This is a genomic window from Sphingomonas zeicaulis (genome assembly GCF_050433225.1).
In the GTDB taxonomy this organism is placed as follows: domain Bacteria; phylum Pseudomonadota; class Alphaproteobacteria; order Sphingomonadales; family Sphingomonadaceae; genus Sphingomonas_D; species Sphingomonas_D zeicaulis.
Genome location: NZ_JBNPXQ010000004.1, coordinates 48578 through 69816 on the forward strand (window position 1 = coordinate 48578; position 21239 = coordinate 69816).

Annotated in this window: 20 protein-coding genes and 1 tRNA gene; 13 read left to right on the forward strand and 8 right to left on the reverse strand. The window is 66.9% G+C overall.

The window, feature by feature from the left end; translation table 11 throughout:
- Positions 1-25 precede the first annotated feature (25 nt).
- Entirely contained in the window at positions 26-1285 is a 1260-nt protein-coding gene (locus FHS96_RS15455) for a tyrosine-type recombinase/integrase (protein WP_429593258.1), read from the reverse strand.
- Positions 1286-1444: 159 nt separating this feature from the next.
- Positions 1445-1537, reverse strand: a tRNA-Ser gene (locus tag FHS96_RS15460).
- Between the two features lie 185 nt (positions 1538-1722).
- Here FHS96_RS15460 and FHS96_RS15465 point away from each other — a divergent pair.
- The 4 genes from FHS96_RS15465 to FHS96_RS15480 all read left to right on the forward strand — a co-directional run bounded on the left by FHS96_RS15465 (position 1723) and on the right by FHS96_RS15480 (position 5532).
- A complete protein-coding gene (locus FHS96_RS15465) occupies positions 1723-2553 on the forward strand; it encodes a DUF1134 domain-containing protein (RefSeq protein WP_429593261.1) in 831 nt (276 codons plus the stop codon).
- A gap of 106 nt (positions 2554-2659) precedes the next feature.
- The gene (locus FHS96_RS15470; protein WP_429593265.1) at positions 2660-4075 is read left to right on the forward strand and encodes an L-serine ammonia-lyase; all 1416 of its coding nucleotides are present in this window, start codon (positions 2660-2662) and stop codon (positions 4073-4075) included.
- A 43-nt stretch (positions 4076-4118) separates the two neighbouring features.
- Positions 4119-4787 (forward strand): MBL fold metallo-hydrolase, encoded by a 669-nt coding sequence (locus FHS96_RS15475; protein ID WP_429593268.1) that lies wholly within the window; start codon positions 4119-4121, stop codon positions 4785-4787.
- A 70-nt stretch (positions 4788-4857) separates the two neighbouring features.
- Positions 4858-5532 (forward strand): glutathione S-transferase family protein, encoded by a 675-nt coding sequence (locus FHS96_RS15480; RefSeq protein ID WP_429593271.1) that lies wholly within the window; start codon positions 4858-4860, stop codon positions 5530-5532.
- Between the two features lie 19 nt (positions 5533-5551).
- Here the strand turns inward: FHS96_RS15480 and FHS96_RS15485 are convergent, their stop codons facing one another.
- Both FHS96_RS15485 and ubiG read right to left on the reverse strand, forming a co-directional pair.
- Positions 5552-6049, reverse strand: a complete 498-nt coding sequence (locus FHS96_RS15485; protein WP_429593274.1) for a cysteine hydrolase family protein — start codon at positions 6047-6049, stop codon at positions 5552-5554.
- Positions 6049-6774, reverse strand: coding sequence for a bifunctional 2-polyprenyl-6-hydroxyphenol methylase/3-demethylubiquinol 3-O-methyltransferase UbiG (gene ubiG / locus FHS96_RS15490; protein WP_429593277.1), 726 nt, complete (start codon positions 6772-6774; stop codon positions 6049-6051). Before ubiG ends, FHS96_RS15485 begins: the two co-directional genes overlap by 1 nt.
- A gap of 70 nt (positions 6775-6844) precedes the next feature.
- Here ubiG and FHS96_RS15495 point away from each other — a divergent pair, with 70 nt between their 5' ends.
- The 6 genes from FHS96_RS15495 to tilS all read left to right on the forward strand — a co-directional run bounded on the left by FHS96_RS15495 (position 6845) and on the right by tilS (position 14437).
- Positions 6845-8110, forward strand: a complete 1266-nt coding sequence (locus FHS96_RS15495) for an aspartate kinase (RefSeq protein ID WP_429593280.1) — start codon at positions 6845-6847, stop codon at positions 8108-8110.
- Positions 8111-8136: 26 nt separating this feature from the next.
- The gene (locus FHS96_RS15500; RefSeq protein ID WP_429594095.1) at positions 8137-9129 is read left to right on the forward strand and encodes an NAD(P)H-dependent flavin oxidoreductase; all 993 of its coding nucleotides are present in this window, start codon (positions 8137-8139) and stop codon (positions 9127-9129) included.
- Between the two features lie 67 nt (positions 9130-9196).
- A complete protein-coding gene (ptsP, locus tag FHS96_RS15505) occupies positions 9197-11473 on the forward strand; it encodes a phosphoenolpyruvate--protein phosphotransferase (protein WP_429593283.1) in 2277 nt (758 codons plus the stop codon).
- A gap of 119 nt (positions 11474-11592) precedes the next feature.
- Positions 11593-12543: a helix-turn-helix domain-containing protein gene (locus FHS96_RS15510; protein WP_429593286.1), complete on the forward strand. Its 951-nt coding sequence runs from the start codon at positions 11593-11595 to the stop codon at positions 12541-12543.
- 74 nt (positions 12544-12617) lie between these two features.
- On the forward strand, positions 12618-13511 hold the full coding sequence (locus tag FHS96_RS15515; protein WP_429593289.1) for a tetratricopeptide repeat protein: 894 nt from the start codon (positions 12618-12620) through the stop codon (positions 13509-13511).
- Positions 13496-14437, forward strand: a complete 942-nt coding sequence (gene tilS, locus FHS96_RS15520) for a tRNA lysidine(34) synthetase TilS (RefSeq protein WP_429593292.1) — start codon at positions 13496-13498, stop codon at positions 14435-14437. The genes FHS96_RS15515 and tilS overlap by 16 nt, the downstream gene beginning before the upstream one ends.
- A 6-nt stretch (positions 14438-14443) precedes the next feature.
- Here tilS and FHS96_RS15525 read toward each other — a convergent pair whose 3' ends face one another.
- Both FHS96_RS15525 and FHS96_RS15530 read right to left on the reverse strand, forming a co-directional pair.
- Positions 14444-15478 carry an aldo/keto reductase gene (locus FHS96_RS15525; protein WP_429593295.1) on the reverse strand — a complete coding sequence of 345 codons (1035 nt, stop codon included), beginning with the start codon at positions 15476-15478 and terminating at the stop codon, positions 14444-14446.
- Between the two features lie 230 nt (positions 15479-15708).
- Positions 15709-15888, reverse strand: a complete 180-nt coding sequence (locus FHS96_RS15530) for a hypothetical protein (RefSeq protein ID WP_429593298.1) — start codon at positions 15886-15888, stop codon at positions 15709-15711.
- Between the two features lie 100 nt (positions 15889-15988).
- Between FHS96_RS15530 and FHS96_RS15535 the strand changes: the two genes are divergently transcribed.
- Positions 15989-16783: a hypothetical protein gene (locus FHS96_RS15535; protein WP_429593301.1), complete on the forward strand. Its 795-nt coding sequence runs from the start codon at positions 15989-15991 to the stop codon at positions 16781-16783.
- Positions 16784-16792: 9 nt separating this feature from the next.
- Here the strand turns inward: FHS96_RS15535 and FHS96_RS15540 are convergent, their stop codons facing one another.
- The gene (locus FHS96_RS15540; protein ID WP_429593304.1) at positions 16793-18421 is read right to left on the reverse strand and encodes a GGDEF and EAL domain-containing protein; all 1629 of its coding nucleotides are present in this window, start codon (positions 18419-18421) and stop codon (positions 16793-16795) included.
- Positions 18422-18511: 90 nt separating this feature from the next.
- Positions 18512-19195 carry a YiaD family glycine zipper/OmpA-like lipoprotein gene (locus tag FHS96_RS15545; RefSeq protein ID WP_429593307.1) on the reverse strand — a complete coding sequence of 228 codons (684 nt, stop codon included), beginning with the start codon at positions 19193-19195 and terminating at the stop codon, positions 18512-18514.
- Between the two features lie 181 nt (positions 19196-19376).
- Between FHS96_RS15545 and FHS96_RS15550 the strand changes: the two genes are divergently transcribed.
- Positions 19377-20708, forward strand: a complete 1332-nt coding sequence (locus tag FHS96_RS15550; protein ID WP_429594098.1) for a hemolysin family protein — start codon at positions 19377-19379, stop codon at positions 20706-20708.
- Positions 20705-21238 (forward strand): STM3941 family protein, encoded by a 534-nt coding sequence (locus FHS96_RS15555; protein ID WP_429593310.1) that lies wholly within the window; start codon positions 20705-20707, stop codon positions 21236-21238. Before FHS96_RS15550 ends, FHS96_RS15555 begins: the two co-directional genes overlap by 4 nt.
- Position 21239: the final 1 nt, after the last annotated feature.

The following is a 21239-nucleotide window of genomic DNA, read 5'->3' on the forward strand; positions in this document are numbered from 1 at the left end:
CGAGCCTCCTGCACAGCGGCGCGCCCTAGCGGCGCGGCCCTTCCAACAGGTCGCTCGCCGGCGGAAAGCCGTCGAGCAGCATGTCCGCCCATTCCTGGGCGAGCTCGCGCCGGCGCGGCAGATAGGCGGCGCGATTGTACAGGCCCTCGACGCCAGGCGGCACGTGCGCGAGCATCAGATCGATGACGGCGCGATCGCCGGCGTTCTGCTGCTCGATCGCCCGTTCGTTCATGATCGTGGAGAAAGTCGCGCGCCACCCATGGGGCACGTGCCTGCCGCGGACGTCGGGCAGGCGGTTGTACATGTAGCCGATGGCATTCTCGCTCATCGGTCGATGGGCATGCCGCGTGTTCGGGAAGACATAGGGGCAGCGACCGTTGAGATCGCGCGCCGCCTCGATCACCTCCAGTGCCTGTCGCGACAGCGGGACGAGGAAATCGAAAGCCGCGTCCGACTTCCGTTCGACCACCAGCTTCATCCGTTCGGCAGGGATCTGCCAGACCGGCTCCGAGGCTTTCGGATTCGGCATTTCGTGCCAGGGGGTGCTGCGGAGCACGCCCGGCCGAACGGCGGTCAGCGCCAGAAGGCGCGAAGCAAGTTTGGTCGTTGGATGTGCCGGGGCCGATTCGACGGCCTCGAGCAATGCCCTCGCCTGATCCAGGCTGCGGAGCGCCGGTTGTCGCCGCTTGATTAGCGGAGCCATCGCCCCGCGGATCGGCGCCGCGGGATCCGCCACAGCAATCCCGTTGGCGATCGCGAACGAAAAGATGGCCGAAATCCGTTGGCGAACGCGTCGCGCTGTCTCGATCGCGGGCCGCGCCTCGATAGTCCGCACGATCTTGAGCACCATTGGCGCGGTGATCGCGGTGATGGGCAACCGCCCGATCTCCGGGAAGACGTGCTGCTCGAGGCTCTCGATCACGTCGGCCGCATGCACCGGAACCCAGCGCGGCAACTGCGTGGAATGCCAGCGCCGCGCGATCAACTCGAAGGAGTTCGCCTCGGCCAGCACCGAAGCTGCCGCCCGCTGCTTCCGCACAAGGCCCGGATCCAGCCCGTCGCGAAGTTGCGCCCGCGCCTCGTCCCGCCGGCGCCGAGCCTCGGCCAGCGAAACCTCTGGATATGGTCCGAAGACCAGTCTGCGCTCCTTGAGCGCAAAACGGTACTTCATGCGCCAGGAACGATAGCCTTGCGCGGTCACGAAGAGGTATAGCCCTCCACCGTCCGAGAGCTTGTAATCCCGGTCCTGCGAGCGGGCCTTTCGGCACTGTGCATCGGTTAACATCGAATGCCCCCAAATGCCCGAAATGATGCCCCGGAAATGCCCCCTGATGGGGGGCGCTTCCGTGAGATTCCGGGCGACGTTGTGGCCCATTCGATCGCCAGAAAATGGCGGTAAAACAAGGGTTAGGGAGACCGCGTGAGACCAGAAGCGATGTGGTGCTGGCGGAGACGGAGGGATTCGAACCCTCGGTAGGAGTAATCCCCCTACGGCGGTTTAGCAAACCGCTGGTTTCAGCCACTCACCCACGTCTCCGGATGCGGCGCGAAGGGGGCCTATAGCGGGGGTGTTCGCGCTGATCAATCCGCTGTGAGCGTCTTTTGCGGATTCGCTCCGGCGCGATGCGGACTCGGCTGGTCGCGCCGTTCATTGTCAGCTAAGGTTTACGCGTGTTAACCAGTTCCGCCCGAATTGTCGGAGCCAGATTTTTGGGGGTTGCCATGCTGTCGCGCATATCGGGGATGACTGCGGTCGTGGCGGCCGCTTCGCTGCTGGTTGGCGCGGTACCGGCCGCAGCACAGATTCGCGAAGTCGATCCCGATGCCGGCATCGACGCGGACCTTGTGCCCGGCGCCCCGGCATCGCGCGCGGCGGAGCCGGATACGCGGGTGTCGCGCGCGCCGGCCAGTTCTTCCTATCCGCAAAGCAGCGCCGACGGCGCCGATATCGATGGCGATCTCGCGGACGGCAGCGCCGATAGCGCGCCGGTCGACGATAGTGGACTGCCGCCGGCGGATGGCCAGCGCGCGCCGGTCTCCACCGCGTCCACCGGGCCGCAGACCAATGCGCCGACCTACAAGAAGGACGATCTGATCGGCGCCGCCGAGGGCGTTTTCGGCAAGGGCGCCAAGGGCCTCGCCGAACTGATCGAAAAGGTGCTGAAGGATCAGGGCGAACCCAACGCCTATATCGCCGGCCGCGAGGCTTCGGGCGCGTTCGTCGTCGGACTGCGCTATGGTTCGGGCACGCTGTTCCACAAGGTCGAGGGCGAGCGCGCGGCCTATTGGACCGGCCCGTCACTGGGCTTCGACGTCGGTGGCAACGCCTCGAAGACCTTCGTGCTGGTCTACAACCTCTATGACAGCCAGGAACTCTACAAGCGCTTCCCGGCGGGTGAGGGTAATGCCTATTTCGTCGGCGGCTTCACCGCATCCTATCTGCGTTCGGGCGATACCGTGCTGATCCCGATCCGCCTCGGCGTCGGCTATCGGCTGGGGGTCAGCGCCGGTTACATGAAGTTCAGCGAAAAGCAGAAGTGGCTGCCCTTCTGAGCCGTTCCCACCGATTCGGTTATCCGTTGCATAGGCCTTAGGGGGCTTGCTTTTCCCGGCGCTTCGGCGCCAGGGCAGACGGCCATTTGGTTGCATCGGAAACATCATGGTCGCCAGCACATTCGACCTGTTCAAGATCGGCGTCGGCCCTTCCAGTTCACATACGATGGGGCCGATGACCGCCGCCGCCGACTTCGCGCGGCGGCTGGGGGAGGATCTGCCGCGCGTCGCGCGCGTCGATGCGGCGCTATTCGGGTCGCTGGCGCTGACCGGCAAGGGCCATGCCAGCGATCGCGCGGTGCTGCTCGGCCTGTCCGGCCAGACCCCCGATGGCATCGATCCCGACGCGGCGGATGCGATCGTCGCGCATGTGCGAACCACCGCCAGCCTCGACCTCAACGGCACCCACCGCATCGCGTTCGACGAGGCGCGCGACCTGCGGCTGCTTCAGCGTGAACGACTGCCCTTCCACAGCAATGCGATGACCTTTACCGCCTTCGATGCCGATGGCGGGGCGCTGCTCACTCGTACCTACTATTCGATCGGCGGCGGCGCGATCCTCGATGAGGATCAGGCGACGGCGCGCGAAGCGACGACGACTGCGTCACTCGGCACCAATCAGGGGCCGCCGCTGGCGCGCGACGACGCCAATGTTCCCTATCCTTTCTCGTCGGGTGCCGAACTGGTGGCGCATGCCCATGAATCCGGGCTGACGATCGCGCAGATGATGCGCGCCAATGAGGAAGCGGCGATGAGCGCGGAGGATGTCTCCGCCCGGCTCGCCGCGATCCGCGCGGCGATGAGCGCGTGCATCGATCGCGGCATCGCCGCGGGCGGCATCCTTCCCGGCGGCCTCAGCGTGAAACGCCGCGCCCCCGGTATCTATGCGCAGCTCATCGCCCGGCAGGAACGCGCGCTGGTCGATCCGCTCTCGGTGATCGACTGGATCAACCTGTGGGCGCTCGCGGTGAACGAGGAGAATGCGGCGGGCGGCCGCGTCGTCACTGCACCGACCAACGGCGCTGCCGGCATCGTCCCCGCGGTGCTGCGCTATTATGAGCGCTTTGCGCCGCGGCCGACGGTGGAGGGCGCCGAGGATTTTCTGCTCACCGCCGCGGCGGTGGGATCGTTGTTCAAGGAAAACGCCTCGATCTCGGGCGCCGAGGTCGGCTGTCAGGGCGAGGTCGGCGTGGCCTGCTCGATGGCCGCGGCCGGGCTTGCCGCGGCGCTGGGCGCCACCCCCGGTCAGGTCGAGAACGCAGCCGAGATCGGCATGGAGCATAATCTCGGGCTCACCTGCGATCCGGTCGGCGGGCTTGTGCAGGTGCCCTGCATCGAGCGCAACGCGGTCGGCTCGGTCAAGGCGGTGGAGGCGGCGCGGCTGGCGATGCTGGGCGACGGTACCCATCGCGTCAGCCTGGACCAGGTGATCGAAACGATGCGCCGCACCGGGCTCGACATGTCCGAACGCTACAAGGAAACCTCGCTCGGCGGACTCGCGGTCAACGTGGTCGAGTGCTGAGCCGCGCTTGCAACCGCGCCGGTCAGCGGCCATTTGCGGCGGCATGACCGAATCCCAGCCGCCGATGCGCCTTGCGCTGTTGCCCGTTTCGCGCTTGCAGCAGAACTGCACGCTTCTGTGGTGCACCAAGACGATGCGCGGCGCCTTTACCGACCCGGGCGACGAACTGCCCAAGCTGAAGGCCGCGGCGGAAAAGCTGGGGGTGACGGTGGAGAAGATCCTCCTCACCCATGGTCATATCGACCATTGTGGGCGCGCCGGCGTGCTGGCGAAGGAACTCGGTGTGCCGATCGAAGGCCCGCATGAGGATGATCGCTACTGGATTGCTCGGCTTGAGGATGATGGCCGCGCCTATGGCATCGATGGCCACAGCTTCGAACCTGATCGCTGGTTGCAGGATGGCGATACGGTCACGGTAGGCGAACTGGTGCTCGACGTGATCCACTGCCCCGGCCACACGCCTGGCCACGTCGTGTTCCACCATGCGCCGTCGAAGGCGGCGATCGTCGGCGATGTGCTGTTCCAGGGCTCCATCGGCCGCACCGATTTCCCGCTCGGCAACCATCAGGATCTGCTGGACGCGATCACGCAGAAGCTGTGGCCGCTGGGGGACGAGACCGCGTTCGTGCCGGGTCATGGCCCGACCTCGACCTTCGGTTATGAGCGACAGACCAATCCGTTCGTGGCGGATCGCGTGCTCGCCGGAAACTGATCGCAGCGGTTGCAATCCCCGCATCTTAGCGCTTCCACCCGGCCGGCTTCAGTCCTAACAGGAACGATCCATGTGGTTGATGTTCCAATTTCCGCTGTGCCCGTTTTCGCGCAAGGTCCGCCTGCTTCTCGGTGAGAAGGGGGTGGGTTACGAACTCGTGCGCGAGTCGCCATGGCAGCGCCGCGACGAGTTCGTCGACATGAACCCGGCCGGGCAGACCCCCGTGATGGCGGACGATGCCCGCAACCTCGTGCTGATCGACAGCCAGGCGATCTGCGAATATTTCGAGGAGACCGAGGAAAAGTCGCCGATGATCAGCGGCACCGCGCAGAATCGCGCGGAAATCCGCCGGCTGACCACCTGGTTCGATCAGCAATTCTATGGCGATGTCGTGGCGCCGCTGATGCATGAGAAGATGCGCAAGCGCCTCGTCGATCGCACCTCGCCCGACGCGAAGATGTTGCGTGAGGCGATGAAGAACGCGGTCAGCCATCTCGACTATACCGATTATCTGCTCGATCATCGCAACTGGCTGGCGGGCGCGACACTGAGTCTCGCGGACCTGACCGCGGCGGCGCACATCTCGGTCGCGGATTATCTCGGCGGCATCGACTGGCGCGGTCATGATCTCACCAGCCGCTGGTATGCGGGGCTTAAATCCCGGCCCAGCTTCCGCCCCCTGCTGGGCGAACGGATGGAAGTGATCGTGCCGCCTGCGCACTACGACAAGGTCGACTTCCTCTAATCCCTGGCCTCGCGGCGTTTCAGTCTGCGAGCGACAGGTCGGCCGGTTCGTGCAGTACGCTGCCGAAATGATGCTGCCACAGCCGGGCGCCCAGATCGGCGGAGGGATCGAGCGAGGAGCCGACGCTGAGCCATTTGAGCAAGGTCGGGTGCAGCCCCGCATCAAAAAGCATGAAGCCGGCGGCAAGGCAGCATGTATCGGCCTGGATGCCGCAGACGAGGACGCGCTCCACCGCGCGGGATCGCAGATGGTCGATCAGCGCGGCCGGCGGCAGATAGCCATGCTTGATGAACAGCCGGTCCGTCGGAACGAGGCTGTCATCGTCGGGCGCGGGCTTCCAGCCGAGTTGCCGTTCGAACGGTGTCACCGCCTCGTCATGGCGCTCGATCGTCGCGACGGTGTAAAGCTGCCGGCTCAGCGCGCGGATGCCGTTGACGATCGGCTCGGGCAGCGCGAAGCTGGGCTGGACGTCAATGACGAGCAGCGCCAGCGAGCGCGCGGACAGGCCCGTGGCCATCAGGCGCCGATGGCAGCCAGGAAATAATCCATGCTGAGGTCGTCGGAGAGGATGAAGCCCCGGGTCGGCGCCAGCGAGAGACCGCGGCGGTCGATCTCGGTCAGCCCTGCCGCCGCAACATGCGCGGCAAGTTCGTCCGGCGTCAGGAACTTGCTCCAGTCGTGCGTGCCCCTGGGGATCTTGCCCAGTCCTTCGCCGATCGTGATCAGCGCCAGCCGCGACAGCGCGGTGCGGTTGGGGGTGGAAAGGATCATCAGCCCGCCGGGCGCGAGCCGCGCGGCGAGGCCGGCGACGAACACCGCCGGATCGGTCACATGCTCCACCACCTCCATCGAGACGACGAGGTCGAAGGCCGCATCGTCCAGCTGGTCGAGCTCGCCCGCACGATAGTCGATCGCCAGCCCCTGGCCGGCGGCATGCGCGCGCGCTGCGCCGATATTTTCCGCGGCGGCATCGATGCCGGTCACCGCCGCGCCCAGCCGCGCGAGCGGCTCGCTGAGCAGCCCCGCGCCGCAGCCGACATCCAGCGCACGCTTGCCGGCGAGCGGCTTGAGCCCGGCCGAATCGAGATCCCAGTGGCGGTTCACCTGCTCGCGCAGATAGGCGAGGCGGACGGGGTTGAGGCGGTGGAGCATCGCGGAAGAACCCTTTGGATTCCACCAGTCTGCCGCCATGGCCCCGAAGTGCGCGGCCTCGCGCGGGTCGATCGTCGCAGTTGCGTTCATGATGATGCCTCCCTATCAGGGCGCCGCCGTCACCGGAACGGCCAATATTTGAAGGAAAAGCGTCTTTCCGATGGCCCGTATCGTCATGAAGTTCGGCGGCACCTCGATGGCCGGCATCGAGCGGATCCGCAACGTTGCCCAGCGCGTCAAGCGCGAGGTGGAAGAAGGCAACCAGGTCGCAGTGGTGGTTTCGGCCATGGCGGGCGAGACCGACCGGCTGGTCGGCTTCTGCCGCGAGGCCTCAGCGCTCTATGATCCGCGCGAATATGATGTCGTCGTCGCCTCGGGCGAGCAGGTGACGAGCGGTCTGCTCGCCATCGCGCTGCAGGCGATCGGTGTGCCCGGGCGCAGCTGGCTCGGCTGGCAGTTGCCGATCCACACCAACGATGCCCACGCCTCCGCGCGCATCGGCACGATCGACACGCAGGCGCTGGACGCCGCGCTGGCGACCGGCGAGGTCGCGGTGATCCCGGGCTTCCAGGGCGTGGCTGACGATGGTCGGGTGACGACGCTTGGCCGCGGCGGCTCCGATACGTCGGCGGTCGCGGTGGCGGCGGCGATGAAGGCGGATCGCTGCGATATCTATACCGACGTCGACGGCGTCTATACCACCGACCCGCGCATCGTGCCGCGCGCGCGCAAGCTCAGCCGGGTCACCTATGAGGAAATGCTGGAACTGGCGAGCGTCGGGGCGAAGGTGCTCCAGACCCGCTCGGTGGGTCTGGCGATGAAGGAGAAGGTGCGCGTGCGCGTGCTTTCCTCCTTCGACGATAGCAAGGACGATGGCGGCCACCGCGGCACGCTGATCGTCGGCGAAGAAGAGATCGGGGATACCAACGTGGAACGCCAGCTCATCACCGGCATCGCGCACGACAAGAATGAAGCGAAGATCACGCTGACCAGCGTGCCGGATCGCCCCGGCGCGGTCGCGAACATCTTCAGCCCGCTCGCCGACGCGAACATCAATGTCGACATGATCATCCAGAACATCGCGCATGATACCGGCTCGACCGACGTCACCTTCACGGTGCCGGGTGCCGAGCTGGCGCGCACGCTGGACACGCTCAACAAGTCGCAGGACGCGATCGGCTTCCAGAAGCTGATCCACGACACCAAGGTCTGCAAGATCTCGGTCGTCGGCGTCGGCATGCGCAGCCATGCCGGTGTCGCCTCGATGATGTTCAAGGCGCTGGCCGATCGCGGCATCAACATCCTCGCGATCACCACCTCGGAGATCAAGGTCAGCGTGCTGATCGAGGAGGATTATACCGAACTCGCGGTGCGCGTGCTGCACACCGCCTACGGCCTCGACGCCGAAGAGGAGCCGGCCGCTTGAGCGGATCCGCCCGGCTCTCTGCGCTGATGGCGCGGGGGGCGGCGTTCCTCGGCTCCGAGGTTGCGATCATGGCGGGTGCCATGTCGTGGATCAGCGAGCGCAACCTCGTTTCGGCGATGTCCAATGCGGGCGGCTTTGGTGTGATCGCGTGCGGCGCGATGACGCCGGCGCTGCTCGATGCCGAGATTGCGGCGACGAAGGCGCTGACGGACAAGCCGTTCGGCGTGAATCTGATCACGATGCATCCAGACCTGATGGAACTGATCGCGGTCTGCGCAAAGCATCAGCTCGGCCACGTCGTGCTCGCCGGCGGGCTGCCGCCGGCCGGCAGCCTCGATGCGATCAAGGCGTCGGGTGCGAAGCTGATCTGCTTCGCACCGGCGCTCGCGCTCGCCAAGAAGCTGATCCGTTCGGGCGTCGATGCGCTGGTGATCGAGGGTATGGAAGCCGGCGGCCATATCGGCCCGGTCTCCACCAGCGTGCTCGCGCAGGAAATGCTGCCGGAGATCGCGGAACAGCTTCCGGTCTTCGTCGCCGGCGGCATCGGCCGCGGCGAGGCGATCGCAGGCTATCTCGAAATGGGCGCCGCCGGCGTCCAGCTCGGCACCCGCTTCGTCTGCGCCAACGAGTGCATCGCCCACCCCGCGTTCAAGAAGGCGTTCATCCGGGCATCTGCGCGCGAGGCGATCGCCAGCGTGCAGATCGATCCGCGCCTGCCGGTGATCCCGGTGCGCGCGCTGAAGAATGCCGGCACCGAAAGCTTCACCGCCAAGCAGCGCGAGGTCGCCAACCTGCTCGACGCCGGCACGATCGAGATGGGCGAGGCGCAGCTCCAGATCGAGCATTACTGGGCCGGTGCGCTGCGCCGCGCGGTGATCGACGGCGATGTCGAGGGCGGCTCGCTTATGGCCGGCCAGTCGGTCGGCATGGTCCGCAAGGAAGAGCCGCTTGCGGATATCATCGCGACCCTGATCGACGAGGCTTCGACCGCGCTGGAGCGTCGTTCCGCGGCGCACTGATCGCTTATATGCCAACGTGGACGGTTCCACATTGGCAGCGGCGCTTGCAATCTGTTAGCGCCGGTTCATGCCCGTCAGTTCGTCCTCCGTCGCTGCCCGCGAGATCCTGACCCGCCTACACGACGTGATGGCGGCACGCACCAACGCGCAGACCAAGCTCAATCAGGTCGTCAACATCATCGGTGAGGCGCTGACCAGCGAGGTCTGCTCGATCTACCTGCTGCGTGACGGCGTGCTCGAACTGTTCGCGACGCGCGGGCTCAACCAGGCGGCGGTGCACGTCACCAAGCTGGCGCTGGGCGAGGGGCTGGTCGGCACGATCGCCGAGGATGTCGCGACGCTGAACCTCGACGAGGCGACCAGCCATCCGGATTTCGCCTATCGGCCCGAAACCGGCGAGGAACTGTATCACAGCTTCGCCGGGGTCCCGATCGTGCGGCGCGAGGAGGCGGTGGGCGTGCTCGCCGTGCAGCATGCCGATCCCCGGCCCTATGACGATCTCGAGATCGAGGCGCTGCAGACTGTGGCGATGGTGCTCGCCGAACTGATCCACAATTCCGGGCTGATCGACGAGACCGTCACGCAGCGCGGCGCCACCCACAGCACCGCGGCGGTGCGGCTGAGCGGGCAGAAGCTGGTCGAGGGCATGGCGCGCGGCAACGCGGTCTACCACCAGCCGCGGGTCACCATCGAACATACCGTGGCGGACGATACCGAGGCGGAGCGGCATCGCGTCTATGCCGCGTTCGACAAGATGCGCGAACAGATCGAGCGCATGACCTCTCAGTCGGAATTCGGCAAGGGCGGGGAGCATGAGGAGGTCCTCGAGACCTACAAGATGTTTGCCTATGACGAGGGCTGGGCGCGGCGGATCAACGAGGCGATCGACAGTGGGCTGACCGCGGAAGCGGCGATCGAGCGCGTGCAGCAGCGCACCCGCATGCGGATGCGGCAGATCGACGATCCGCTGCTCGCGGATCGCATGCACGATCTGGAGGATCTGGCAAACCGGCTGCTCCGCATCGTTTCCGGCCAGCTTGGCACCGCGGCGCAGATGGGCCTGCGGCACGACACGATCCTGATCGCCCGTAACCTTGGGCCGGCCGAGCTGCTCGAATATGATCGCCGCCGTCTGAAGGGCGTGGTGCTGGAGGAAGGATCGCTCACCGCGCACGTCACCATCGTCGCGCGCGCAATGGGCGTACCGGTGCTGGGGCGCGTCCGCGACGTTCGTCGAATGATCGCCGAAGGCGACAAGCTGCTGCTCGACGTGTCCGAGGGGGCGGCGTTCGTGCGTCCGACCGGGGCGATGGAGGAAGCGTTCGAGGCGAAGCTGGAAACCACGCAGAAGCGCCGCGCCGCGTTCGCGGCGGCGAAGCAGGATCCCGCCATGACGCAGGATGGCGTGCGGATCGCGCTGATGATCAATGCGGGCCTGCGGGACGATCTCGCCGCGCTCGACATGACCGGGGCGGACGGGATTGGCCTGTTCCGCACCGAGTTTCAGTTCCTCGTCTCCGCCACCTTGCCGCAGCGTGAGCGCCAGCAGCGCCTGTATCGCGAGGTGCTGGAAGGTGCGGGCAATCGGCCGGTGGTGTTCCGCACCGTCGACATCGGTGGCGACAAGGCGTTGCCCTATATGCGCCCGCATGATGCCGAGGAGGAAAATCCAGCGATGGGCTGGCGCGCGATCCGTGTCGCGCTGGAGCGTGACGGGCTGATGAAGGCGCAGGCGCGCGCGCTGATCGAGGCGGCGGCGGGCCGCACGCTCAACGTGATGTTCCCGATGGTCTCGGAACCATGGGAGTTCGACGAGGCCAAGGCCCTGTTCGAGGCGCAGCGCGGCTGGATCGCCTCGCGCGGGCGGCAGCTTCCGCATGCGATCCGCTATGGTACGATGCTGGAGGTGCCGGCGCTGGCGGAAATGCTCGACCTGCTGCTGCCCCGACTCGATTTCCTGTCGATCGGCACCAATGATCTGACGCAATTTCTGTTTGCCGCCGACCGCGCCAATCCCAAGCTGGCGGAGCGCTACGATTGGCTGAGCCCGGCGATCCTGCGCTTCCTGAAACGCGTCACCGCACAGTCGCACGCCGCCGACGTGCCGGTTGCGGTGTGTGGCGAAATGGGTGGGCGGACGCTGGAGGCTATGGCGCTGATCGGGCTCGGAATCGAGCGGTTGTCGATCACGCCGGCTGCGGTCGGCCCGGTCAAGGCGATGATCCGCTCGCTTGATGTGAACAAGCTCAGGACGGACATGGCGGCACTGCTCGCCGCCCCGCCACACCCCTTCCGCGACGCGCTTTCCGACTGGGCCGCCGCGCATGGAGTCGAATTGGTCTGAAGCGGGCGAAAAGCCGAGATTTCCGAGTGTTGCGCGATTGACACAGAGCAAGGCGATAGGCGAGAAGGCCGCGCATCGGGCACCGCACAAATCCAAGCCCAGAGACGGGGCGCAGCAGCATGACTGATCGCGAGAATGAGGACGGTAACCTCTTCCCGAGGCGCGTGGGCGAAAGGCTCCGCGCGGCGCGTGAGGCAGCGGGGCTGGAACTGACGGACATCGCGTCGCGCACCCGCGTCCAGCTTCGTCATCTCGAGGCGATGGAGACCGGCGATTTCTCGGCGTTGCCGTCGATCACCTACACGCTGGGGTTCGGCAAGGCCTATGCACGCGCGGTCGGCGTCGACGAGGTCGAGACCGCGCGGTCGCTGCGGCAGGAAATGGAAGTCGCCGGTACCTCTGTGCCCAAGCGCGTCGAACTGCAGCCCTATGAACCCGCTGATCCCGCGCGCGTGCCGACCCGCCTGCTGACTTGGACGGCGGTGGCGATCGCGCTTCTCGTTCTCGTCGGTTATGGCATCTGGCGGTCGGAAGTGTTCGTCGGTGGATCGGGGCGCAGCGAAGCGGAGCAGGCCGCCGATGCCGTGATATCAGGCCAGGAAACGCCGGCACCCGCGCCGGCCGCGACTCCGGCGGCGCCCCCCGTGCCGACCGGTCCGGTGGTGCTGACCGCGGTCGATACGGTGTGGCTGCGCATCACCGATGGTGAGGGCAAGCGGCTGCTCGAAAAGGAATTGGCGACCGGCGAGCGCTATGAAGTGCCCCCCGACGCGATCACCCCGACATTGACGACCGGCCGCGCCGAGGCGCTGACCGTCAGCGTCGGCGGGGTGGCCGTGCCCGGTCTGGGCGAAGGCCGTGTCGAGGGCATTGGCATCGGTGCCGCGGCACTGGCCGCGCGCGGTGCGGCGCCTCCGGCGGCGGCCACGCCGGCGGGCGGCGCGCAACCATCGCCCACGCCATCGTCCGCCACCGCCCGCCCGCGGCCCACGGCGACGCCAACGACCGAACCCGCGCTGGACCCGGCGGCGCCGGGCGCCGTGCCGTCCGCCGAGCCCGGTACGCCTTAAGCTGGGCGACAGGGTGGATCGGCCATATTAGGAAGGCATGATCCACCATCTTCAGACCGTAGGGGCCTAACTGCATGCGCAAGACGCTGATCGCCACCTTGTTGCTCGTCGCCGGCACCGCGATGCCGGCCTTCGCGCAGAGCGATGCGCTGCCGCGCCGGGTCGACAAGCTGGAGCGCGAGATGCGCGCCGTCCAGCGCAAGGTGTTTCCCGGGGGCTCCGGGCAGACCGTCGAACCGGACATCGTCGTTCCGCAGGCGCCACCGCCGGAGATCGGCAGCCCCGCGACCGCGCCGCTTGCCGACCTGACCGCGCGGGTCGACGCGCTTGAATCGCAGCTGGCCTCGCTGACCGGCCAGGCCGAACAGAATGCCAACGAAATCCGGCTGCTTCAGGAGGCCTTCACCAAGGCGCAGGCCGATTTCGATGCGCGGATCAAGGCGCTGGAGCCGACCGCGCCGCCTGTAGCGCCGACGCTGGATGAAGGCGGCGGTGCCGTCCCGCCTCCGGCGGCGGACGCCGCGCCGGTTGCGGGCGATACCGCAGTGCAGATCGCGCGCCCCTCTACCGGCGATGCCGGGGAAGATGCCTATCTCTATGGCTATCGACTGTGGGAAGCGAAGCGCTATGCCGAGGCGCAGGCGCAGTTGAAGACGGCAGCCAGCAAATATCCCTCGCACAAGCGGATCAGCTTCACCCGCAACCTGCTGGGCCGCGCCTATCTGGATGGTGGCAAGCCCGAATTGGCCGCCAGCGCCTTCCTGCAGAATTATCAGCAGAACCCGCGCGGCGAGCGCGCGCCCGACAGCCTCTATTATCTGGGGCAGAGCTTCATCCAGCTCAAGCAGCCCGCCAAGGCCTGCCAGGTGTATGACGAGTTCAACGAGGTCTATGGCGGCACGGCGACCGCGGCGCTGAAGGCGCAGGTTGCCAAGGGTCGCACCAGCGCCAAGTGCCGGGCGGCCTAAGCCGCCGCTTCGCCGAGGATCTCGGCCGGCTGATCGGCACCGTTGCGAAGGCGCGGATCGGTATCGCGGTTTCGGGTGGAGCCGACAGCCTCGCGCTGCTGCTGCTGGCGCGCGACGTGGGGGCGGACGAGGTCGCGGCGGCAACCGTCGATCATGGCTTGCGCCCCGCTGCCGCGATCGAGGCGGCGATGGTCGCGACCGTCGCGGCGCAGCTCCGCATCCCCCACGCGACACTGCGCCCATCAGCGCCGATCGCCGGATCTGTCCAGGCTAACGCACGCGCGGCGCGCTACGAATTGCTGGAAGAGTGGCGCCGACATGAGGCGCTCGACTGGGTGCTGACCGCGCACCATGCCGACGATCAGGCCGAAACCTTGCTGATGCGGCTCAACCGCGGATCGGGGGTCGGCGGCCTCGCGGGCATCCGCGCGGTCAACGGCCATGTGGTTCGGCCACTGCTCGGCTGGCGGCGTGACGAACTGGCGGCGGTGGTCGCGGCGGCGGGCGTCGAGCCGGTCGACGACCCCTCCAACCGCGATCCGCGCTTCGACCGCACGCGGATGCGCGCCGCGCTTGCCGAGGCCGACTGGATCGACGTGCCTGCGGTCGCCGCCAGCGCATCGCATCTCGCCGATGCCGAGGTCGCGCTCGACTGGAGCGTTGTGCAGCTCGAACCTGCGCGGCTTCGCGCCGAGGGGGACGGGGTGCTGCTCGATGCCGCCGGCCTGCCTGCGGAGTTGCTGCGCAGGCTGCTGCGCCGCGCGTTGGCGCGGCTGCAACCGGGGCTCGAGCCGAGTGGACCCGAGATCGACCGGCTCGTCACTGCGCTGGCAGCGGGCGGCAAGGCGAGCATCGGCGCGCTGCTCGCCGCGGGCAATGGCGGGCAATGGCGGATCAGCCCGGCACCGCCGCGCCGCGCGGGCTGATCCGTCTCATACCACCGGCGGGTTGAGTCGCCGAAAGCCCTCCTGCGTTCGATAAGGATAATAGGGATAGGCCGGCATCACATCGCTGGCCGCGTCGAGCCGGGCGATCTGTTCGGGCGTCAAGGTCCAGCCAACCGCGCCGAGATTGTCGCGCAATTGCGCCTCGTTGCGCGCGCCGATGATCACCGACGAGACGGTGGGGCGGGCGAGCAGCCAGGCGATCGCGACCTGCGGCACGCTGCGACCAGTCTCGTGCGCCACCACATCGAGCGCGTCGACCACGGCATAGAGCCGTTCCGCATCGACCGGCGGACCCCATTGCGCGGTGTCGTGCAGGCGGCTGCCTTCGGGGAGCGGCTGGCCGCGGCGGATCCTGCCGGTCAGCCTGCCCCAGCCGAGCGGGCTCCACACCAGCGCGCCGACCTTCTGGTCGATCCCCAGCGGCATCAGTTCCCACTCATAGTCGCGGCCGACGAGCGAGTAATAGACCTGGTGCGCCACATAACGCGGCCAGCCATGGCGATCGGCGGCGGCGAGCGCCTTCATCAGTTGCCAGCCGGCGAAGTTGGAGGCGCCAATGAAGCGGATCTTGCCCGCCCGGATCAGCGTGTCGAGCGTGTGCAGCACTTCCTCGACCGGCGTCGCGGCATCGAAGGCGTGGAGCTGGAGCAGGTCGATATGGTCGGTGCCAAGCCGCTTGAGCGCGGCATCCACCGCAGTGACCAGCCGGTGGCGGCCGGTGCCGGCATCATCGGGGCCATCGCCCATCGGCAGGCCGGTCTTGGTGGAGATCAGCAGCCTGTCCCGCTTGCCCTTGATCGCCGCGCCGAGCACTTCCTCGGACGCGCCCGCGGAATAGACGTCGGCCGTGTCGAACAGCGTGACCCCGGCATCCAGGCAGATGTCGATCAGCCGCCGTGCTTCGGCGACGTCGCTATTGCCCCAGGCGGAGAAGAGGGGGCCTTGTCCGCCGAAGGTACCGGTGCCGAAGCTGAGCGCGGGCACCTTGAGCCCTGAGGCGCCGAGCGTGCGATAATCCATGGGCGATCTCCCTTGCCGTTCGTCGGCAATATGGCGGGAGGATCGCGTGAAAATTAGCAGGGTGTTTGGCGGAGCAGCTGTGAGTGGCGGGCAAAGGTAGTGTGGCCCCCCTTTGCGCCTTGATCACCATGTCCCACAGCGGCTCGAACTTCTTCCAGCGGGCGGCGTAGAAGAAATGCTTCAAGCTGGGCTTCAGGCTGTCATGCGCGCGGTGCATGGCTGCCCAAAGCTCAGCGCAGCTTGGCGATGGAGAGCCCGTCGAGCTTGGCGCGGTCTTTGGTCGATTCCTCGCTGCGGGTGAGGGCCTTGGCGATAGCTTTCAATGCCATGCCTTTCTTGGCGAGGGTGTGGAGCTTCTGGATTTCGTCCGGGGTCCAGGGCTGGCGATGGCGTTCGAAACGGTCTGACATGCGCATAGTCTAGCCGATCGGCGCCGCGCCGTCATGCACCGCTGCGCAATTGTGCGGGGGATCACAAACAGGCCAGGATCAACGGCTTAGGAGGAGAGCGATGAAGATACGCAACCTGACCCGTCGCTCGCTCGCCCTGCTTGTCGCCCTTGGTGCGCTGGCGCTCGGCCCCGCCTTGCCCGCGGAGGTCCGCACGATCGACGACGATCGGCCCGGCGGGTTCGAGCCGCTGATCGCTGCTGCGAAGGATGCGCGCTTCTGCACCGCCGATCATGCGTGGTGCATCGCCGGCGCAGCCGAGGACGGCGAGGCGCTGGTGGTCACCGCGAAGGGTAGTGAGCTGGCGCGGCTTGTCGCCGAGGCGGAAGCAGATCGTGAGACGCCCAAGTTGGCGCCGATGCCGGCGCTGCTGCGGTTGAAGGACGGCAGCGTGCTGATCGGCGTTCTCGCCACCTGGACGGCAGGCTATTCGGGCGGTGGCGGTGCCTATACCGAGCAGCGGTTGGTGCATCTCGTGCCCGGCCGTGCGCCGGTGACGGTGCTTGAGGCGCCGCTGCGTGGCGACCTGCTGATCCGCGCCTGCTTCAGCGAAGCGGATGTCGAGAAGCGCCGCGCCGCCTGTCATGATGAATATCGCCTCGAGGCCCGCCTCGAAACGGCAGGCGCCGGAGACGCGCCGCCGCCACTGCGGCTGACCGTCAAGGCCGGCAATTTTCCGCGCGGGGTGGGGCGTGACAAGGATTCGTCCGAAAACCCGCCGCTGACGAACGCGGATCTGGTGTGGGAGCAGGATGCGGGCTGCAGCTATGAGCGCCGCTTCCGTTTCGATGCCGCCGCCGGCCGCTATGTGGCCGACGCCGCGCTGCCGCCCTGCGAGCAATACACAGTGCCCTGATCGCTATCGCTATCCGAAGGTCGCCGCGTTGCCGCCGCGCGCCTTGGCGGCATAGAGCGCGGCATCCGCCTTGTTGAGCAGCGCCCCGGTATCCCAGCCAACTGCGCTGGCGATCGAGATGCCGATACTCATGCCGACGACGATCGGCTCGGCAAGGCCGGGAACGAGAATCGGTTCGTGCACCGATCGCGTCAGCCGGTCGGCGATGATGTCCGGCGTTTCCTCGGCGCCGAAGCGGATGATGATGACGAATTCGTCGCCGGCCCAGCGCGCGACGACGTCGCCATGACGGGTGCCGCGCAGCAGCCGCGCCGCGACCTCCTTCAGCACTTGGTCGCCGGTGCTGTGACCATAGGTGTCGTTGATCGGCTTGAACCCGTCGAGGTCGCAGAACAGCAGCGCAAGTTCCTGCCGGTCGGCGCTCGCGCGCACCATCATCGCGGCCAGCCGCTCGTCGAACCCGGCACGGTTGAGCAACCCCGTCAGCGCGTCGTTGCGCGCCTGGGCGAGCAACTGGATCCGTCGTGCGCGCTCCGCCGACGCATCTTGGAACACCAGCACGCCGCCGATGATCGCGCCGGCCTGGTTGCGGATCGGTGCCGCCGAATCGGAAACCGGGATTCGACTACCATCGGCGCGCTTCAGCATCACAATCGTGTCGATGAACTGCGCCTCGCCGGTGCCGATCGCGCGGGCAAGGGGATCGGGCACCGGTGCGCCGTCCTCAGTCTCGATCTGGAAGACCTCCGCGGCCGGCAACCCCTTCACCTCCGTGCTCGATCGGCCGGTCAGCCGCTCCGCCGCGGGATTGAGCCAAGCGATCCGCGCCGCCTGGTCCGCCGTCATCACGCCGTCGCCGATCGATCGCAGCGTCACCTGTGAGAGTTCATGCTCGTTGAACAACAGCTCCTCGGCCTGGCGGCGCGCGGTGATGTCCTGGATCTGCGAGATGAAGTGCAGCGGCGCGCCATGCTCGTCGCGCACCAGCGAGACCGCGAGGATCGCATGGACGGTCGCGCCGTCCTTGCGGAAATAGCGCTTCTCCAACTGGTAGGATCGGATGTTGCCCGCGACGAGATCGTCGAGGAGGTCAAGGTCGGCGGCGAGATCGTCGGGGTGGGTGATATCCTGGAAGGTCAGCGCCAGAAACTCCTGCTCGCCGAAGCCGAGCATCGCGATCAGCGCAGGATTGACGTCGCACCAGCTCCCGTCGAGCGCGACCAGCGCCATGCCGATCGCCGCGTGGCGGAAGGCGTCGTTGAACTGCCGCTCGCTCCGAATCAGCCGATCTTCCAGGGCGCGGCGGTCGCTGATGTCGGTAACGAGCACGTGGAAGCCGGCTATGCTGCCATCGGCGGCGCGATCGGGTGTATAATTGCCATGGACGAAACGGCGCCGATCACCGTCAAACAGCTCCATCTCGTAAGTCACGGGCTCGCCGCCCAGCGCAGCGCGCGCTTTCGCCTCAAGCATCGCATAGCTGCGCTCGCCCACGATCTCGCGCATCGACTTGCCGACCACTTCGTCCGGCGCCATCCCGCGCCACAGGCGATAAGTCTCATTCGCGTACCGATAGGTCAGCGTTTGATCGATATAGGCGATCAGGGCCGGAGCGGTGTTTGCGAAATCGCGCAGCATTCAGAACATGATGCTGCGAACTATGGTGCGATGCAACGCGGCCGGATAGCGGCGGGGCGTTTCATGTTGCCGAAACGCCCCGCAAGCCGCTCAGCGGCGGGTTTCGGTGTCGGGAATCGGCACGACCTTGATCTCGACGCGACGGTTGGCGGCCTTGCCTTCGGGCGTCGCATTGTCCGCGATGGGCTGCGATTCGCCGAAGCCCTGTGTCGCGAGCCGGGCCGAGGAAACGCCATGGCTGGAAAGATAGTCCGCGACAGACTTGGCGCGCCGTTCCGAAAGCCCCTGGTTGTAGCTGTCGCTGCCATCCGAATCGGTATGGCCATAGACGTCGACATAGGTCTTTTCGTAGCTGGAAAGCGTCGCGGCGACATCGTCCAGCGTCTTGCGGAACTGCGGCTGGATCGCCGCGCTGTCATAGCCGAAGGTGATGCCCGAGGGCATGTTGAGGATCAGATTGTCGCCATCGCGCGTCACCTCCACATCCGTGCCGGCGGTCTTGCGGCGCAGTTCCTGTTCCTGCTTGTCCATATAGGTTCCGACTGCAGCACCGGCGATGCCGCCGATGCCGGCCCCCAGGATCTTCTCGGTGCGGTCACGCCGGCCGCCGATCAGGTCGCCCAGGAAATAGCCGCCGACGACGCCCGCTGCGCCACCGATCGCCGCCTTCGAAACGCGCTGCTCGCCGGTCACCGGATCGGTGATGCAGCCCGATGTGCCAAGCAGTGCGGCCAGTGCCGCGGCGGTGGTGAGGATCCTACCCGAGTATTGCATGTTCTTCCTTTCCTGCTTCCCGGGGACGTTCCGTCGCCGATTGGCGCGAACAATCATATTGGCCTGTTCGCGGCAAGAACGTCCTCGGCGCCGGGCTTGTTCCGCATCCGGTTTGAACGATCGATGATCGAGCGGTTGTAGAAACGACAGAAATCGCGCAAGAGCAGTGGTGACGACATTTATGCCGCCGCTCGCCCCCTTTCCCTGGTTCGACGTCGCGATCATCATCGTGCTGGTCGCCCTCAACGGCGTTTTCGCCATGTCGGAGCTTGCCGTCGTTTCCGCGCGCAAGCCGCGGCTGGAGGCGATGGCGCGTGCGGACCGGTTCGGCGCGCGTGCGGCGATCGATCTCGCCGCCGATCCGGGCAAATTCCTGTCGACGGTTCAGATCGGCATTACGTTGATCGGCATCCTCGCCGGCGCCTATTCGGGCGCCAGCCTGGGCATGCCCACCGCGGAACGGCTGCAGTATCTGGGCGTGCCGGCGAAGATTGCGGGGGAGGCGGGCTTCGCGGTCGTCATCGCGATCACCACCTACCTCTCGCTGATCGTCGGCGAACTGGTGCCCAAGCAGTTCGCGCTGCGCAATCCGGAGCCGATCGCGGCGGCGGTGGCGGTGCCGATGCTGTGGCTGTCGCGGGTGACGGCACCGATCGTATGGGTGCTCGACCGCTCAAGCAGCGCGATCTTCCGCCTGTTCGGGATGAGCCGCGAATCGGAACAGCATGTCACGGTGGAGGAGTTGCACCTGATCGTGGCGGAAGCGAGCAAGTCTGGCCTGATCGAGGAAAGCGAGCGCGCGTTCATCTCGGGCGTCGTCCGGCTGGCGGACCGCCCGGTGCGGGAGGTGATGACGCCGCGCACCGAGGTCGACTGGATCGATGTCACCGCGGATCGTGCCGCGGTGCGCGAAACGCTGGCGGAATTGCAGCACAGCCGCCTGCCGGTGGCGTCGGGCTCGGTCGACAACATCATCGGCGTCGTGCAGTCGCGGGATATCGTCAAGGCGCTGATCGCGGGCGAGGCGCTCGATCTGTCCGTGCTGATGCGCCATGCACCGGTGATCCCCGACCAGCTCGATGCGATGGACGCGCTCGACCGGTTGCGCGCTGCCGATGTGCCGATGGGGCTGATCCATGATGAATATGGGCATTTCGAAGGGCTGGTGACGCCGCTCGACCTGCTTCGCGCGATTGTGGGCACCTTCGTTTCCGATCAGGACGCGGATACCGATCCCGACCTTGTCGAGCGCGAGGATGGCAGCCTGCTCGTGGCCGGTTCGATGTCGGCGGACCTGCTGGCGGAACGGCTGGAGATCGCGCTGCCCGAGGATCGCGATTATGCGACTGCGGCGGGCTATGTGCTCTCGGTGCTCAGGCATCTGCCGACGACCGGCGAGCATTTCACGGCACAGGGGTGGCGTATCGAGGTGGTGGATATGGATGGACGCAAGATCGATCGGCTGCTGATTTCGCGCGCGCGCAAGCCGCGCGGCCGTGGGGTCGGTGCATGAGCGGTGCGACGATGCCGTTCGAAGCGCGCACCTCGCGCCTGCGTACCGGGCTGCTGATGCTGCTCGCGCTGGGAATGACGGCGCTTTCGGCCGCGGTGTTCTTCATCGACAAGCTCATGGCAAAGATCATCGCGCCGATCGGCGTCATCTTTTTTCTCGGCGCGACCTTCGCGATCGCGCGCATTCTGTTCGACGGCGCGGTGCAGGTGCGGATCGACGCCCGCGGCGTCTATTGGCGGCGCTGGGCGGAAAAGCCGATCGCCTTCTCGGCGATCCGCGAGGCCCGCGAGACCGACATGATGGGGCAGCGCTTCCTGAGCCTGTGGCTGTGGCGGCCGGAGGAACATCCGGCGACATCGCTGATGGGTCGGCTTGCCAATGCCAACAAGACCTTGGGCTTCGGGCATGTCAATCTGACGATGCAGGGGCTGGATCGATCGCATGCCGATCTGGTGGCGGCCTATTTCGAATGGCGCGGCACCAAGGTGCGCGGCGGTGGCCCGGCCCATCCACCCATAGCACGAGGCTGAC

Excerpts from the sequence above, each read along its gene's own strand:
- FHS96_RS15480 (WP_429593271.1), top strand. The coding sequence starts at position 4,858 with ATGTGGTTGATGTTCCAATTTCCGCTGTGCCCGTTTTCGCGCAAGGTC.
- FHS96_RS15540 (WP_429593304.1), bottom strand. The coding sequence starts at position 18,421 with ATGCTGCGCGATTTCGCAAACACCGCTCCGGCCCTGATCGCCTATATC.
- ptsP (WP_429593283.1), top strand. The coding sequence starts at position 9,197 with ATGCCCGTCAGTTCGTCCTCCGTCGCTGCCCGCGAGATCCTGACCCGC.
- FHS96_RS15470 (WP_429593265.1), top strand. The coding sequence starts at position 2,660 with ATGGTCGCCAGCACATTCGACCTGTTCAAGATCGGCGTCGGCCCTTCC.
- FHS96_RS15500 (WP_429594095.1), top strand. The coding sequence starts at position 8,137 with ATGGCGCGGGGGGCGGCGTTCCTCGGCTCCGAGGTTGCGATCATGGCG.
- FHS96_RS15515 (WP_429593289.1), top strand. The coding sequence starts at position 12,618 with ATGCGCAAGACGCTGATCGCCACCTTGTTGCTCGTCGCCGGCACCGCG.
- ubiG (WP_429593277.1), bottom strand. The coding sequence starts at position 6,774 with ATGAACGCAACTGCGACGATCGACCCGCGCGAGGCCGCGCACTTCGGG.
- FHS96_RS15535 (WP_429593301.1), top strand. The coding sequence starts at position 15,989 with ATGAAGATACGCAACCTGACCCGTCGCTCGCTCGCCCTGCTTGTCGCC.
- FHS96_RS15510 (WP_429593286.1), top strand. The coding sequence starts at position 11,593 with ATGACTGATCGCGAGAATGAGGACGGTAACCTCTTCCCGAGGCGCGTG.
- FHS96_RS15495 (WP_429593280.1), top strand. The coding sequence starts at position 6,845 with ATGGCCCGTATCGTCATGAAGTTCGGCGGCACCTCGATGGCCGGCATC.
- FHS96_RS15455 (WP_429593258.1), bottom strand. The coding sequence starts at position 1,285 with ATGTTAACCGATGCACAGTGCCGAAAGGCCCGCTCGCAGGACCGGGAT.
- FHS96_RS15555 (WP_429593310.1), top strand. The coding sequence starts at position 20,705 with ATGAGCGGTGCGACGATGCCGTTCGAAGCGCGCACCTCGCGCCTGCGT.
- FHS96_RS15525 (WP_429593295.1), bottom strand. The coding sequence starts at position 15,478 with ATGGATTATCGCACGCTCGGCGCCTCAGGGCTCAAGGTGCCCGCGCTC.
- FHS96_RS15485 (WP_429593274.1), bottom strand. The coding sequence starts at position 6,049 with ATGGCCACGGGCCTGTCCGCGCGCTCGCTGGCGCTGCTCGTCATTGAC.
- FHS96_RS15550 (WP_429594098.1), top strand. The coding sequence starts at position 19,377 with ATGCCGCCGCTCGCCCCCTTTCCCTGGTTCGACGTCGCGATCATCATC.
- FHS96_RS15475 (WP_429593268.1), top strand. The coding sequence starts at position 4,119 with ATGACCGAATCCCAGCCGCCGATGCGCCTTGCGCTGTTGCCCGTTTCG.
- FHS96_RS15465 (WP_429593261.1), top strand. The coding sequence starts at position 1,723 with ATGCTGTCGCGCATATCGGGGATGACTGCGGTCGTGGCGGCCGCTTCG.
- FHS96_RS15545 (WP_429593307.1), bottom strand. The coding sequence starts at position 19,195 with ATGCAATACTCGGGTAGGATCCTCACCACCGCCGCGGCACTGGCCGCA.
- FHS96_RS15530 (WP_429593298.1), bottom strand. The coding sequence starts at position 15,888 with ATGTCAGACCGTTTCGAACGCCATCGCCAGCCCTGGACCCCGGACGAA.